The organism is Leifsonia sp. AK011, assembly GCF_013410945.1.
In the GTDB taxonomy this organism is placed as follows: Bacteria; Actinomycetota; Actinomycetes; order Actinomycetales; family Microbacteriaceae; genus Rhodoglobus.
The window spans coordinates 837,871-851,360 of record NZ_JACCCH010000001.1; the positions used below are offsets into that span (position 1 = coordinate 837,871).

The 13,490-nt window shown below is 67.6% G+C and carries 16 protein-coding genes; 12 read left to right on the forward strand and 4 right to left on the reverse strand.

Annotated elements, in window-relative coordinates; genetic code table 11:
• Nucleotides 1-3: 3 nt before the first annotated feature.
• The 8 genes from HDC94_RS04195 to HDC94_RS04230 all read left to right on the forward strand — a co-directional run bounded on the left by HDC94_RS04195 (nucleotide 4) and on the right by HDC94_RS04230 (nucleotide 5,076).
• Nucleotides 4-369, forward strand: a complete 366-nt coding sequence (locus HDC94_RS04195) for a holo-ACP synthase (protein ID WP_179495152.1) — start codon at nucleotides 4-6, stop codon at nucleotides 367-369.
• Nucleotides 366-1,457 carry an alanine racemase gene (alr, locus tag HDC94_RS04200; RefSeq protein WP_179495153.1) on the forward strand — a complete coding sequence of 364 codons (1,092 nt, stop codon included), beginning with the start codon at nucleotides 366-368 and terminating at the stop codon, nucleotides 1,455-1,457. Before HDC94_RS04195 ends, alr begins: the two co-directional genes overlap by 4 nt.
• Nucleotides 1,458-1,489: 32 nt before the next feature.
• Complete coding sequence (tsaE, locus tag HDC94_RS04205; protein WP_179498818.1) at nucleotides 1,490-1,933, forward strand: tRNA (adenosine(37)-N6)-threonylcarbamoyltransferase complex ATPase subunit type 1 TsaE; 444 nt, start codon at nucleotides 1,490-1,492, stop codon at nucleotides 1,931-1,933.
• On the forward strand, nucleotides 1,917-2,525 hold the full coding sequence (gene tsaB, locus HDC94_RS04210) for a tRNA (adenosine(37)-N6)-threonylcarbamoyltransferase complex dimerization subunit type 1 TsaB (protein WP_179495154.1): 609 nt from the start codon (nucleotides 1,917-1,919) through the stop codon (nucleotides 2,523-2,525). Before tsaE ends, tsaB begins: the two co-directional genes overlap by 17 nt.
• Nucleotides 2,522-3,004, forward strand: coding sequence for a ribosomal protein S18-alanine N-acetyltransferase (gene rimI / locus HDC94_RS04215; protein ID WP_179495155.1), 483 nt, complete (start codon nucleotides 2,522-2,524; stop codon nucleotides 3,002-3,004). Before tsaB ends, rimI begins: the two co-directional genes overlap by 4 nt.
• Nucleotides 3,001-4,044, forward strand: a complete 1,044-nt coding sequence (tsaD, locus tag HDC94_RS04220) for a tRNA (adenosine(37)-N6)-threonylcarbamoyltransferase complex transferase subunit TsaD (RefSeq protein ID WP_179495156.1) — start codon at nucleotides 3,001-3,003, stop codon at nucleotides 4,042-4,044. Before rimI ends, tsaD begins: the two co-directional genes overlap by 4 nt.
• 108 nt (nucleotides 4,045-4,152) lie before the next feature.
• Nucleotides 4,153-4,446 carry a DUF4190 domain-containing protein gene (locus HDC94_RS04225; RefSeq protein ID WP_179495157.1) on the forward strand — a complete coding sequence of 98 codons (294 nt, stop codon included), beginning with the start codon at nucleotides 4,153-4,155 and terminating at the stop codon, nucleotides 4,444-4,446.
• A gap of 60 nt (nucleotides 4,447-4,506) precedes the next feature.
• Nucleotides 4,507-5,076 (forward strand): DUF4190 domain-containing protein, encoded by a 570-nt coding sequence (locus HDC94_RS04230; RefSeq protein WP_179495158.1) that lies wholly within the window; start codon nucleotides 4,507-4,509, stop codon nucleotides 5,074-5,076.
• Here HDC94_RS04230 and HDC94_RS04235 read toward each other — a convergent pair.
• Nucleotides 5,070-6,260, reverse strand: a complete 1,191-nt coding sequence (locus tag HDC94_RS04235) for a class I SAM-dependent methyltransferase (RefSeq protein ID WP_179495160.1) — start codon at nucleotides 6,258-6,260, stop codon at nucleotides 5,070-5,072. The genes HDC94_RS04230 and HDC94_RS04235 overlap by 7 nt on opposite strands.
• A 160-nt stretch (nucleotides 6,261-6,420) precedes the next feature.
• On the opposite strand from HDC94_RS04235, the gene groES reads away from it, so the two are divergent.
• The 4 genes from groES to HDC94_RS04255 all read left to right on the forward strand — a co-directional run bounded on the left by groES (nucleotide 6,421) and on the right by HDC94_RS04255 (nucleotide 10,532).
• Entirely contained in the window at nucleotides 6,421-6,717 is a 297-nt protein-coding gene (gene groES, locus HDC94_RS04240; protein ID WP_179495162.1) for a co-chaperone GroES, read from the forward strand.
• Nucleotides 6,718-6,814: 97 nt separating this feature from the next.
• Nucleotides 6,815-7,750 carry an EamA family transporter RarD gene (gene rarD / locus HDC94_RS04245; RefSeq protein ID WP_179495164.1) on the forward strand — a complete coding sequence of 312 codons (936 nt, stop codon included), beginning with the start codon at nucleotides 6,815-6,817 and terminating at the stop codon, nucleotides 7,748-7,750.
• 124 nt (nucleotides 7,751-7,874) lie between these two features.
• Nucleotides 7,875-9,077 carry an ABC transporter substrate-binding protein gene (locus tag HDC94_RS04250; RefSeq protein WP_257021738.1) on the forward strand — a complete coding sequence of 401 codons (1,203 nt, stop codon included), beginning with the start codon at nucleotides 7,875-7,877 and terminating at the stop codon, nucleotides 9,075-9,077.
• Nucleotides 9,078-9,272: 195 nt separating this feature from the next.
• On the forward strand, nucleotides 9,273-10,532 hold the full coding sequence (locus HDC94_RS04255) for an ABC transporter substrate-binding protein (RefSeq protein WP_179495168.1): 1,260 nt from the start codon (nucleotides 9,273-9,275) through the stop codon (nucleotides 10,530-10,532).
• Between the two features lie 238 nt (nucleotides 10,533-10,770).
• Here HDC94_RS04255 and HDC94_RS04260 read toward each other — a convergent pair whose 3' ends face one another.
• Genes HDC94_RS04260 through HDC94_RS04270 form a run of 3 tightly spaced genes read right to left on the reverse strand, consistent with a single transcriptional unit; the run spans nucleotide 10,771 to nucleotide 13,488 of the window.
• Nucleotides 10,771-11,538 (reverse strand): ABC transporter ATP-binding protein, encoded by a 768-nt coding sequence (locus HDC94_RS04260; protein WP_374757261.1) that lies wholly within the window; start codon nucleotides 11,536-11,538, stop codon nucleotides 10,771-10,773.
• Nucleotides 11,535-12,491, reverse strand: coding sequence for an ABC transporter ATP-binding protein (locus tag HDC94_RS04265; protein WP_374757262.1), 957 nt, complete (start codon nucleotides 12,489-12,491; stop codon nucleotides 11,535-11,537). The genes HDC94_RS04260 and HDC94_RS04265 overlap by 4 nt, the downstream gene beginning before the upstream one ends.
• 13 nt (nucleotides 12,492-12,504) lie before the next feature.
• A complete protein-coding gene (locus tag HDC94_RS04270) occupies nucleotides 12,505-13,488 on the reverse strand; it encodes a branched-chain amino acid ABC transporter permease (RefSeq protein WP_179495171.1) in 984 nt (327 codons plus the stop codon).
• Nucleotides 13,489-13,490 lie beyond the last annotated feature (2 nt).

Below are 13,490 nucleotides of genomic sequence, written 5' to 3' on the forward strand. Positions count from 1 at the left end.
CTCGTGATCGTGGGTATCGGCGTTGATGTCGTGGACCTCGCCCGCTTCGAGCGGGCACTCGTCCGCACCCCGACCCTTATCGACCGCTTGTTCGCCCCCAGCGAACAACTGAAAGACGGTCAGCCCATGCCACTGCGCTCGCTCGCTGGGCGCTTCGCCGCCAAGGAGGCGCTCATCAAGGCCCTTGGCGACTCCACGGGCGTGCAGTGGCACGACATGCGCGTCGTCAACGACCCGCTCGGCAACCCCGAGTTCCAGCTGCAGGACTCGACCCGTGCGATCGCCGACGCCCGTGGCATCAGGGCGATCCACCTCTCCATGAGCCACGACGCCGGCATCGCGATCGCGTACGTGGTGGCCGAGTCATGAGTCGGCTCGCGACGATCGACCTCGGCGCGATCTCCCGCAACGTCGAGACCCTGCGCGCGGCAAGCGGTCGCATAACCTCGATGGCGGTCGTCAAGGCTGACGGCTACGGTCACGGCGCGGTTCCGTCAGCGCGAGCGGCTCTCGAGGGTGGCGCCGACTGGCTCGGTGTCGCCACCATCGAGGAGGCTCTCGAGCTGCGCGAGGCGGGCATCGAAGCGCCCATCCTCGCCTGGCTCCACGAGACGGATGCCACGTTCCCCCTCGCTGTCCTCCGTGACATCGACCTCGGCGTCAGCTCACTCGTCCAGCTCGAGGCCATCGCATCGCTCACGCCCGCCGTGGGTATCCATCTGAAGGTCGACACGGGACTCGGGCGCAGCGGAGCCACTCCGGAGGACTGGCCGGCGCTCGTCGCCGCGGCGGCAGCGCACGAGCGCGCTGGAAGGGTGCGCGTGCGCGGAGTGTGGAGCCATCTCTCCAACGCTGGCGAGGAGGCCGACCTCGAGCAGGTTGCACGTTTCGCGGCTGCTCTCGACGTGGTGGCTGCCTCGGGTGTGGAACCGGAGCTTGTGCACCTGGCCGCGACCGCGGCATCCCTTCGCCTGCCGGAGGCGCGCTTCACGATGGTGCGCTTCGGAATCGGATGCTACGGCCTCTCGCCCTTCGGCGACGCGACGTCGCACGATCTCGGCCTGACCCCTGCGATGACGCTCTCGACCACGGTCGCCTCCACGAAGCGCGTGCCGCCGGGCCAGGGTGTGTCCTACGGCTTCCGGTACCGGACGGCGGGCGAGACGACGCTCGCGCTCGTGCCCCTCGGCTACGCCGATGGTGTGCCGCGCAGCGCGTCGGGGCGCGGACCCGTTTCGATCAACGGCGTCACCTACCGGGTCGCGGGCACCATCGCGATGGACCAGTTCGTGATCGACGTGGGTGATGACGCCGTCGCCACGGGTGATCGCGTCACCCTCTTCGGCGACCCCGCGACGGGCGTGCCGAGCGCCGACGAGTGGGCGCTCGCTGCCGGAACCATCAACTACGAGATCGTCACGCGGATCGGGCAACGCGTGCGCAGGGAGTACGTGTGACCGACGTGCTCACCATCTCCACCCCCGAGGCGATGGCTGCGCTCGGTGCGGCGATCGCAGAGCGCGTGGCCGCCGGCGATCTCATCATGCTCAACGGCGAGCTCGGGGCGGGAAAGACGACGCTCACCCGCGGGCTCGGTGAGGCGCTGGGAGTGCGCGGTGCCGTCACGAGCCCCACGTTCGTTCTTGCGAGGACACACCCGCGCGAGAACGCCGCGCCGCTCGTGCATGTCGACGCCTACCGCCTGCGCAGCGCCGTGGAGCTCGACGACCTCGATCTCGACTTCGCCGGGTCCATCGTTGTGGTCGAGTGGGGCGACGGGCTCCTCGACGGCATCACCGATTCGTGGCTGCGTGTCGACATCGAGCGTCCGCACGGCGGCGACGATGCTGATGAGGTCGAGCCACGCACGGTTAGCATCACGGGCGTGGGCCCGCGATGGGAGGGGGTGAGCTGGGATGCTCCTGGCCATTGATACCTCGGCGGGAACCTCCGTCGCGGTCGTCGACCGTGATCTCGGCATTCTCGCCGAGCGCTCGAGCGCGGACCCGCGCGGTCACGCCGAGCTCGTGGGTTCGCTGCTCCGCGAGTGCCTCGACGAGTCGGGGATCGCCGTAACCGCCCTGTCCGGTGTCGTCGCGGGCATGGGTCCTGGGCCCTTCACCGGCCTGCGTGTGGGCATCGCCGCGGCCCGCGCCTTCGCCTTCGGCGCGGGCAAGCCGCTCGTGCCCGTGCCCAGCCACGACGCGATCGCCTTCGGTCACGACGAGCCGATTGTGGTCACGACCGACGCCCGCCGTCGCGAGGTCTTCTACTCCGTCTACGACGGAACGGATGCCGCGGGCCTCCCGATCCGCACGGCTGGTCCCGCCCTCGCCAAGGTCGAGGGCTTCACGGCACCGGCCGGGCACACCCTCATCGCGGCGAGCGAGGTGAGCGCGGCATCCCTCGGCCTGCTGGCGGAGGCCTGGTACGTCGCGGGTCGCGCCTTCCCGCCGGACGAGCCGCTCTACCTGCGCTCGCCCGACGTCACGATCTCCACCGGCCCGAAGCGGGTGACGGGATGACCTGGCAGCTGCGCCGCGCCACCGCGGATGACGTTGACGCACTCATGGCGATCGAGCACGACCTCTTCGGAACGGATGCCTGGTCCCGCGAGTCCATGGTGGCCGAGGTCTCCGACCGCCACGGGTACTACCTCGTTGCCTTCCCCGTGGGAGAACCCGGGCGCATCGACGCGTACGCGGGGCTCCGGGCGCCCCTGCGTGAGCCGCAGGCGGATATCCAGACCATCGCGGTGGTGCCAGCCGCCCGCCGTCACGGTCTCGGGCGCACCCTCATGCTGAGTCTCATCGACGAGGCGCGCCAGCGCGGAGCGCGCGAGATCTTCCTCGAGGTGCGCGCCGACAACCCCGGAGCGCAGGCGCTGTACGAATCCCTCGGCTTCGAGGGCATCGCAGTGCGCCCCCGGTACTACCAGCCCGATGATGTGGATGCGATCGTCATGCGACTGACCATCCCCGAGCCCGAGGTGAGCCTCGCATGAGCAAACTTGTCCTCGGCATCGAGACGAGCTGCGATGAGACGGGTGTGGGCATCGTCCGCGGCACCGACCTCCTCGCGAACGTGATCGCCTCCTCCATGGACGAGCAGGCGAGGTACGGGGGAGTGGTGCCGGAGGTGGCCGCGCGTGCCCACCTCGAGGCGATGGTCCCCACTCTTCGACAGGCCTTGGATGACGCGGGTGTCGAGCTCGAGGACCTCGATGCGATCGCGGTCACGAGCGGTCCCGGCCTCGCCGGAGCGCTCATGGTCGGAGTGGGCGCGGCGAAGGCGCTCGCCGTCTCACTCGACAAACCCCTCTACGCCGTCAATCACCTTGTCGGTCACGTGGGTGCCGACCTGCTCTCGGGCCCCGACGCTCTCGAGTACCCAACGGTCGCGCTTCTCGTGTCCGGCGGTCACACGTCACTCTTGCTCGTTCGCGATCTCCTCGACGATGTCGAGCTGCTCGGCGAGACGATCGACGACGCGGCCGGTGAGGCCTTCGACAAGGTCGCGCGGTTGCTCGGCCTTCCCTACCCTGGCGGCCCGGAGATCGACCGTGCGGCCGTGGGCGGCGACCCGACGGCGATCCGCTTCCCACGCGGACTCAGCCTGCCCAAGGACATGGAGAAGCACCGTTACGACTTCTCGTTTTCCGGACTCAAGACCGCTGTTGCCCGCTGGGTGGAACGCGAACAGGATGCCGGGGCCGACGTGCCGATCGCCGATGTCGCCGCGAGCTTCCGAGAGGCCGTCGTCGACGTGCTGCTCACGAAGGCGCTCGCCGCCTGCGCCGACCTCGGGGTGCCTCGCCTCCTCCTTGGCGGAGGGGTTGTGGCGAATGCCCGGCTGCGCCAAGTCGCACAGGAGAGATGTGCTGCCGCGGGAGTCGAGCTACGCATACCGCCGCTCGACCTCTGCACCGACAACGGCGCGATGATCGCGACGATCGGGGCGCAGCTCGTGATGGCTGGGCGGGCGCCATCCGGACTCGATTTCGGGGCCGACTCCACCCTCCCCGTGACTGTCGTCCAGGCCTGATCGGGTTCCTGGTGAAGCAGTAACACGCGGAGACGCGTGTTGACAGTGCGCAAGGCGGACTGCCACGATGGGGCCGCCGTTACGGATCATCTCAAAAGGAGCATCATCATGTCAGAACCCACGCCCCCGGCCTACACGCCGGCACCTGCAGCCCCGGCAGCGAAGTGGAACGTTCTCTCGATCGTCTCGCTCGTCACCTCTGTTCTCTGGATCAGCATCGTCGGCGTCATCACGGGTCACATTGCCCTCAACCAGATCAAGAAGACCGGTGAGCAGGGCAGGGTCCTCGCCATCATCGGCCTCGTGGTCGGATACCTGGGCGTCCTCGGCTGGATCATCGCGTGGATCTTCTGGGGCATCCTGATCTTCGCCGCCGCGAACTCCGGCTACTCCAGCTACTGAGCCCTACCAGAAAGGGGTCGCGCCTCGGCGCGGCCCCTTTCTGCGTTGTAGGGTCGGATCATGGCTGACTCCGACGACACGGTTCCCCCCATTCCCACGCCTCCCGCAGATCTGAACGACTCGCCCGTCGTTCCTCCGGTGGAGACGCCGCCCGCCGCGCCCGTGGGAGCGGCTCCTCCCGTCGAGCCCGCACCTGCCGCGCCCGCTCCTGCCGCGCCCGCCTATGGCGCTCCCGCGGCGGCGGTGCCACCGCCCGTCCAGCCCGGCTACGCAGCCCAACCCGGCTACCCTGCCCAGCCTGGCTACCCTGCCCAGCCCGGCTACGCAGCTCAGCCCGGCTACCCCGCCCAGGCGTATTCCGCCCAGCCGGCTGGTCCGGCCCAGGGGCTCTCGATCACCTCGATGGTGCTCGGCATCGTTGGCATCCTCTTCTTCGGCTGGGGTCTTCTCATCTCGGTGGCGGCCGTCATCACGGGTCACCTCGGCCAGCGCCGCCAGCCCTACGCGAAGGGGTTCTGGCTCACGGGTCTCATCACCGGCTATGTGGGAATCGGCATCGCGGTTCTGACGCTCCTGTTCTGGGTCGCGTTCTGGGTGATCGCCGCCTCGAGCTCGAGCTACAACTACTGAGGTTCGTGACTCACGCGCTCGGCGAGGATCGCACGACGTCCTGACCCCACACGGGTGAGGAACAGCGTCGCCGACCCGTCACCCTTCGGGGCGAGCGCGGTGCGGAACGCGGCGGGATCGATGTCGACCCCGCGCTTCTTGATCTCGAGTGTTCCGATGCCCCGGGACGCGATCTCCCGCTTGAGTGCACGCTGGTCCAGGGGAAACTCCGCCACGACGCGGAAGGCTGACGCGAATGGCGTCTCGATGGCGGTGTCGGCCGTGATGTACGCGATCGTGGGGGCGAGCATCCGGCCGTCCAGGCTGCGCGCGAGGTCGCCGATCAGGCGCGCGCGGATGACGGCACCGTCCGGTTCGTAGAGGTACTCGCCGAGAGCGCCGACGCCCTCGTCGGGGCTGTCGGCCTCAGCTGTCAGCTCTGCGGCGCCGTGACTGCCGATCACGAGAGCAGACCGACGGATGCCCGGCCGCGCGAGCACGCCGAACCAGAGCCCCAACTCCACAACGTCGCGATCCACCGACACCCACTGGGCCTCAGCATCGTCGGGGATCAGCTCGCGGTCGATGCCGGGACCGAGCTTCACCCCTGTCGGGTACCGCGCGGCGACATCGAAGGCGAAGTCGAGGGACGGGGACCAGTCGGCGGGGTCGGTGAGGCGCCGGGAGCCGTCGCGGCGGGCCGGGTCGAGGTAGACGCCGCCGATGCCCGCGAGGTCGGCGTCCTCCGCATTCGCCTGCTCGACCCTGGCGTTGGACCACGGGGCGAGGTTGTACGCGGCGACCGCGGCCGTGACCTCGTCGCGTTCGACCGCCGTGACCTCGAGGTCGAGGGATGCCAGGGCCATCGCGTCCGCGCCGATGCCGCATCCCAGGTCGGCCACCCACGTAATGCCCGCGCGCTGGAACCGCCCGGCGTGTTGCGCGGCCACCGAGAGCCGCGTTGCCTGCTCGAGGCCGGCCTCGGTGAAGAGCATGCGGTCGGCGAAGGGCCCGAACTTGGCGCGCGCACGGGACCGCAGGCGGGACTGGCCGAGCACTGCGGCGACGAGGCCGGGTGCATGTCCGGCCTTCCGCAGGGCGGACACGGTGCGCACAACGTCCGCAGTGGTGTCCCAGGGTGGCAGCTCGTCCAGCAGGCGGAGTCCGTCGAGCGAAAGGATCTCGCGCAGCTCCGATGCATCCATCCCTCGACGCTACAGCGCCGTCGGCATCGGTGTGGGCTGAAACGTTGGCACTCACGTTGAACGAGTGCCAACGAACCTCTATAGTGGTTCTGGCACTCTCGCAGTGAGTGTGCCAGCCAGAGTTTCTCAGAAGCCAGAGTTTTTCAGAAAGAGGTACGCCGTGTCGGTGTCCATCAAGCCGCTCGAAGATCGCATCGTCATCCAGCAGGTCGAGGCAGAGCAGACCACGGCCTCGGGCCTGGTCATCCCTGACACTGCCAAGGAGAAGCCCCAGGAGGGCGAGGTCGTCGCCGTGGGCCCCGGCCGCATCGATGACAACGGAAACCGCGTTCCCCTCGACATCGCCGTGGGCGACAAGGTCATCTACTCCAAGTACGGTGGCACCGAGGTGAAGTACGACGGCCAGGACTACCTGGTGCTGTCGGCTCGCGACGTTCTCGCGGTCGTTGTCCGCTAGCACTCGTTAGCGCAGAATTTCGGCAACATCCTGCCGAAGAGGGCCCGGGGTTCGCCCCGGGCCCTTGTGCGTTCCGCCGCACGCCTAGGCTGAGGCAGTGACATCAGCTCCCCCCACCCCAGACCGGGTCACCGGCTCCGGTCTCGCCTACGCGGTCTCGGCCTACCTCCTCTGGGGCATCCTCCCCCTCGCCTTCGTCTTGCTCATCAGCTCGGGGCCCGTCGAGATCGTGGCGTGGCGGATCGTGTTCTCGCTCGTCTTCTGCGCGCTGCTGCTGACCGTCACTCGCGGCTGGGGTCGCTTCGCCGCACTGGCGCGCGACCGGCGCACCACCGGCGCCCTCGCGCTCGCCGCCGTGTTCATCCTGGTCAACTGGTCGGTCTTCATCTGGGCGACCGTCAACGGGCACGTTGTCGAGGCATCTCTCGGTTACTTCACCAATCCGATCGTCACCGTGCTGCTCGGCGTCCTCGTGCTGCGCGAGAAGCTGCGCCCACTCCAGTGGGTCGCCGTCGGCGTGAGCGCGATCGCCGTACTCGTTCTCGCGATCGGGTACGGCTCCTTCCCATGGATCGCCCTGAGCCTCGCGTTCAGCTTCGGGCTCTACGGGCTCGTCAAGAAACACGTCGGGCCCAAGGCGGATGCCATCGGCGGCCTGACCATGGAGACGCTCGTGCTCGCGCCCCTGGCCCTCGTCGCGCTCGTGGTCATGCAGGTGACCACGGGGCTCACGATCGGCACGATCTCGCCCCTGCATACGGTCGTGATGCTGAGCGTCGGCGTGCTGACCGCGATCCCACTACTGCTGTTCGCGGCAGCTGCTCGTCGGCTTCCCCTCGTGTACCTCGGCCTCGTGCAGTACCTGGCCCCGATCCTCCAGCTCATCATCGGCGTCTGGCTGCTGCACGAGGCCATGCCCCCGGAGCGCTGGCTGGGATTCGGCATCGTGTGGATCGCTCTCGCGATCCTCACCGTGGACATGTTCACCCGGGGGCGTTCGAGCAAGGTGGAGGCAGCTCCCGAGCTCACCTGAGCCGGCCCCACCTGTGCTCGCCGGACCCCGACACCCTGCCCCGGTAGGGTGTAGGGCAGGGTTTCGGCGTCGCACTCGCCGTGGCCCGGAAAGTGAGCTGAAGGTGAAGCCGATTCGCGTGCGAATGACCTTTGTCGTGTCCGCCGTTGCCCTGACGTTGCTTGTCGCGGGCTGCGCCCCCACGCCGGAGGAGAAGCCCACACAGCCCGTGCGTGGGCCCCTCGAGCTCTCCATCGGAGCGCTCGTTCCCGACACCGGCTCGATCGACTACGCGGGCCCGGCCTCGCGCGCAGCGGTACAACTCGCCGTCGACGACATCAACTCGGCGGGCTTCCCCATCACGGTCAGTGCCGAGTTCCGGGATGCCGGCGACGTCTCCAACAACATCGGCCAGACCTCCACGACAGAGCTCCTCGACCTGGGCGTCGACGCTCTCGTGGGGCCGATCTCCAACGGGGTCTCCCGCACGATCATCGCCAGCGTCATCGCGGCCGGTGTGCCGCTGGTCTCGCCGGGCAACGACGCCACCGATTTCAGCGCCTTCGACGACGAGGGCTTCTACTGGCGCACCTCCGCGCCGTGCACGCTGCAGAGCGCGGCCCTCGCGCAGCAGATCGCCGACAGCGGCGCGAAGACCGCAGGTGTGGTCGCCACGGAGGGCGGCTGCGCAGAGCCGCTCGTCTCGGCCATTACGACCGATCTGCAGCGCCTCGATGTCAAGGTGACGTCGAGCACCGTTCTCGGAGAGGGAGCAAGCATCGACGCCGGCTCCCTCGGCCTCACGCCGGACACGCAGGATGCCGTCGCCGTCGTCTCGCGTGACCTCCCGCAGGCCGTGACCACGCTGGAGGGTGCTGGCTTCGCCTCCAACGAACTGTTCTTCGCGCTGCCCACCCCGCGCGACTACTCCGCCGACCTGCCGGAGGGCGCGTTGCTCGGCACCACCGTCACGCGCGCTGGAGTGAACCCCTACGCCATCGACGGCTTTGCCGACAGGATCCGCACCATCGATGCGGGAGTCACCGATCTGACGTATGCCGTGGAGACCTACGACGCGGTGGTACTGCTGGCCCTGGCATCCTTCGAGGCCAACAGCACGGCGGGTCGGGACATCGCGGGTGCCATTCAGGATGTCTCGGGCGGAGCTGAGGGCGCGGTGCCGTGTGCCACGTTCTCAGCCTGCGCCGCCTCGATCGCCGAGACGGGTGTCGCCGACTACGACGGACTCAGCGGCAGTATCGCGTTCGCCGACAACGGCGACCCGACCGGCGCTGTTGTCGGAATCTACGTGGGAAAGCGCGACAACACGTTCGAGCGGCTCAACTGATCCGGCCCCCATCGTGGTGAGGCGTTGGGAACGCGCCCAACGCCACTTCCGTGCGTTTCCGGGTAACGGAATGTAACGATTCGGGTGCGTTACAGGGTCGTAACACCCTTGTATTGTGCCAGCCCCATTCCATGCATACGGTTGCAGGACATGCATGGCATCGCCATGCGCATCGTCCTATCACCAAGGAGCATCATGGGTGTATTTTCCACAGCCTCCGGCTCGCGCAAGACGCGCGTCGTCGTTGGCGGCGTCGCACTGCTCGGCGCGACCGCGCTTGTCCTGAGCGGCTGCGCGCCGACCGAGGAGGGCGGGGCCCCCGCTGGCGACCTGACGTTCAAGGTCGGCACGGCACTGCCCGTCACCGGTAACCTCGCATTCCTCGGCCCGCCCGAGATCGCGGGCACCGAGTACGCAGCAGCCGAGGTCAACGAGGCTGCCAAGGGCATCACGATCGAGCTCACCCAGGGTGACTCGGGTGACACCGACAACAAGGCCTACGAGACCGAGATCCCGCGTCTGCTCGGCGAGGGCGTCGGTGCCATCATCGGTGCCGCTTCGTCCGGTACGTCGCTGCAGTTCATCGACCAGGTCGTTGGCGCCAACGTCATCCAGTTCTCGCCGGCCAACACGTCGGCCGAGTTCACCACGTACGACGACAAGGGCCTGTACTTCCGTACCGCTCCCTCTGACGTTCTGCAGGGTGAGGTTCTCGGAAACCTGATCGCCGAGGACGGCAACGAGACGCTCGGCATGATCGTGCTGAACGACTCGTACGGCACCGGTCTTGCGTCGTTCACCAAGGAAGCCTTCGAGGCTGCCGGTGGCGAGGTCGTCTCCGAGGTCACCTACAACACGGGTGACACGAACTTCTCGGCCCAGATCAGCGAGGTCCTCGCGGCCAGCCCCGACGCGATCGCACTGATCACGTTCGAGGAAGTTGCGACGATGATCCCCGAGATCGTCTCGAGCTTCCCGGCCGACAAGCTGTACTTCGTTGATGGCAACCTGGCCAACTTCGGTGACCAGTTCCCGGCAGGCACCCTCGCGGGCGCCAAGGGAACCCTCCCGGGCCTGTCGATCGACACCCTGGGTGACTTCACTTCTGGCCTCAACGACTTCTGGGTCGGCGAGGGCAACGAAGAGCTCACCGAGTTCAGCTACGCGGCCGAGTCCTACGACGCGGTCATCCTCCTCGCTCTCGCATCGCTCGCAGCAGGCTCGACGGACCCCGTCGAGGTCGCCGCGAAGCTGCAGGAGGTCTCGGGTGGTTCGGGTGACGGCACGAAGTGCACCACGTTCGCAGAGTGCGCCGACATCATCAACGATGGTGGCGTCGCGGACTACGACGGCATCTCCGGCCCGATCACGTTCGACGAGGTCGGCGACCCGACTGAGGCGACCATCGGTATTTACCAGTACGGTGAGGACAACACCTACACCGCTGCTGACTAAGTAGCAGCACAGCGAAGGGCCGCGACCATCTGGTCGCGGCCCTTTCGCTTGCCCGGGAGCCATGCGGCGGCAGGCCTTGCCCGGCGCGCGGATGTTTGGTGACCACGCGCACGTCTGAACTAGCGCGACCGCCTCATTCCTCAGCGCGCGCAGCGTCGCTGAGCGACGTCCCGGCACTCTCCGTACAACGAGGAAGGCCGCCTCCCGGGGGAGACGGCCTTCTCAGGGTTGTTGCGCGTTACGCGCCGAGGGTACCGAGATACAGCCCGATGACCTTCGGGTCGTTGAGCAGCTCGCGGCCGGTTCCCGTGTAGGCGTCCGTTCCCTGGTCCAGGACGTAGCCGCGGTCGCAGATCTGCAGGCAGCGGCGGGCGTTCTGCTCGACCATGATCGTCGTGACGCCGGCCTTGTTGATCTCGGAGACCCGGAGGAATGCGTCATCCTGACGGGCAGGGGAGAGGCCGGCGGAGGGCTCGTCGAGGAGCAGCACCTGCGGGTCCATCATGAGCGCGCGCGACATGGCGACCATCTGGCGCTCACCGCCCGAGAGCGACCCGGCGCGCTGGCCAAGACGCTTGCCGAGTTCCGCGAAGATGCCGGTGACGAACTCGAGACGCTCCTGGTAGACCTTCGGGCGCTGGTACAGGCCCATCTGCAGGTTCTCGGCGATCGTGAGGCTCGGGAAGACGTTGTTGGTCTGCGGGACAAATCCCACGCCCTTGGCGACGAGCTTGTTGGCCTTGAGGCCCGTGATCTCGCTGCCTCGAAGCGTGATGCTGCCGCCGCGAACCTTGACCTGGCCGAAGATCGCCTTGAGGAGCGTCGACTTGCCGGCGCCGTTCGGGCCGATGATGCCGATGAGCTCGCCCTGCTCGGCGACGAGGTTCGTCCCGTTGAGGATGTTCACGCCCGGGAGATAACCCGCGTAGAGGTCGGTGACTCTCACCACCGGTTCCGTGGTGGTGCTCGAACCCGTGCTCACGGCAGATCCTGTCTTGTCGCTCACTTGTCTGCTCCACCCTTGTTGTCGTGATCGTGCGAGAGGGCCTCATCGAGTTCCTTGACCTCGGCGACCAGATCGACAGCCTCAGTGTTCAGCTCGCCCGCGTAGCGACCGGTGACCACACCGAGATCAACGTCCTGGTGCGATCCCAGGTACGCGTCGATGACGGCCTGGTTCTGCATCACGGAGTCCGGCGGGCCCTCGGCGACGACCTTGCCCTCTGCCATCACGACCACCCAGTCGGCGATGTGCCGGACCATGTGCATGTCGTGCTCGACGAAGAGCACCGTCATCCCCTGGTCCTTGAGGTCGAGGATGTGCTCGAGCAGGGACTGCGTGAGCGCCGGGTTGACACCTGCCATCGGCTCGTCGAGCATGACGAGGGTCGGGTCGCTCATGAGCGCCCGAGCCATTTCGAGGAGCTTGCGCTGGCCGCCGGAGAGGGATGCCGCGAAGTCGGCCTCCTTCGCGTCGAGCTTGAACTTCGCGAGGATGACACGGGCCTTGGCCTCGATGTCGGTGTCCTGCTTGCGCCAGAACGCCGGGAACAGCGAGCGGAAGAAGTTCTCGCCCTTCTGTCCGGTCGCGCCGAGCTTCATGTTCTCGAGGACAGTGAGCAGGCCGAGCGCCTTCGTCAGCTGGAAGGTGCGGACGAGGCCGCGGCGGGCGACCTTGAACGCGGGCACTCGCGCGAGCGAGTTGCCCTCGAACTCCCAGGTGCCCTCATCGGGCACGTCGAAGCCGGTCAGCAGGTTGAAGAGGGTCGTCTTGCCTGCACCATTCGGGCCGATGAGCGCGGTGATCGCGCCGCGCGGGATCTCGAGGTGCTGGACGTCGACGGCGGTGAGACCACCGAAGGTGCGCTTGACCCCGTCGGCGACGATGATCGGGTCGACCTTGGCAACGCCAGGCACGATCTCGCCCTTGTGGAGACCTGTCGTCTTCGGACGGGTCACTGGTGCGGTGGATTCACTTGACAAAGGTCAGCTCCTTCTTGTTGCCGAGGATGCCCTGCGGCCTGAAGATGACGAGAAGCATGAGGGCGACACCGATCAGGATGAACACCATCATCTGCGCCTGCTCGCCGGAGAGGAAGGGCAGGACCCCTGCGCCGGCGAGCGCGGGGAGCAGGTTCGAGAGGAAGGCCCGAACCACCCAGAACAGCACCGCGCCGAGGATCGGTCCGAAGATCGTCGCAGCACCGCCGAGGAGCAACGCGGTGTAGATGAAGAACGTCTGCGACGTCACGTAGACGTTCGGGTTGACGTTCGTGCCGAGCGCGATGACGATTCCACCGAGCGCCGTGACGACACCACCGATGACGAGCGCCTGCAGCTTGAACGAGAAGACGTTCTTGCCGAGTGCGCGCACCGCGTCCTCGTCCTCGCGGATGCCCTTGATGACGCGACCCCACGGGCTGCGCATGAGAGACCAGACGAAGAGCACGGAGACCGCGAGCAGCAGGACACCGATGATGATGACCCACCACTGGTCCCGCGAGTACATCCAGGGACCGAACCCGAACGGCCCGCCCTCGGGCAGGGGGTTTGCGGCGCGGAAGTCGGCCTGGAAGCCGGAGAGGCCGTCTGCGGAGCCCGTGACCGGCGTGAACGCCGTCGTCAGGAAGAGCAGTCGAACGACCTCGGCCGCGGCGATCGTGACGATGGCGAGGTAGTCACCGCGCAGGCGCAGGGTGGGGATACCGAGGATGAGGGCGAAGACGACGGAGGCGCCCAGCCCGATGATGACGGCGATCCACCACGGCATCCCGAAGGTCAGGATCGAGATCGCGAAGCCGTAGGCGCCGATGGCCATGAAGCCCGCGACACCCATATTGAGGAGGCCGGTGAAGCCGAAGTGCACTGCGAGGCCGAGTGCAGCGAGGGCGAAACCGATCGTGGTGGGGCTGAGGATCTGGTTCGCCGTGTTCGACAGGATCTGAAGAAAGTCCATGG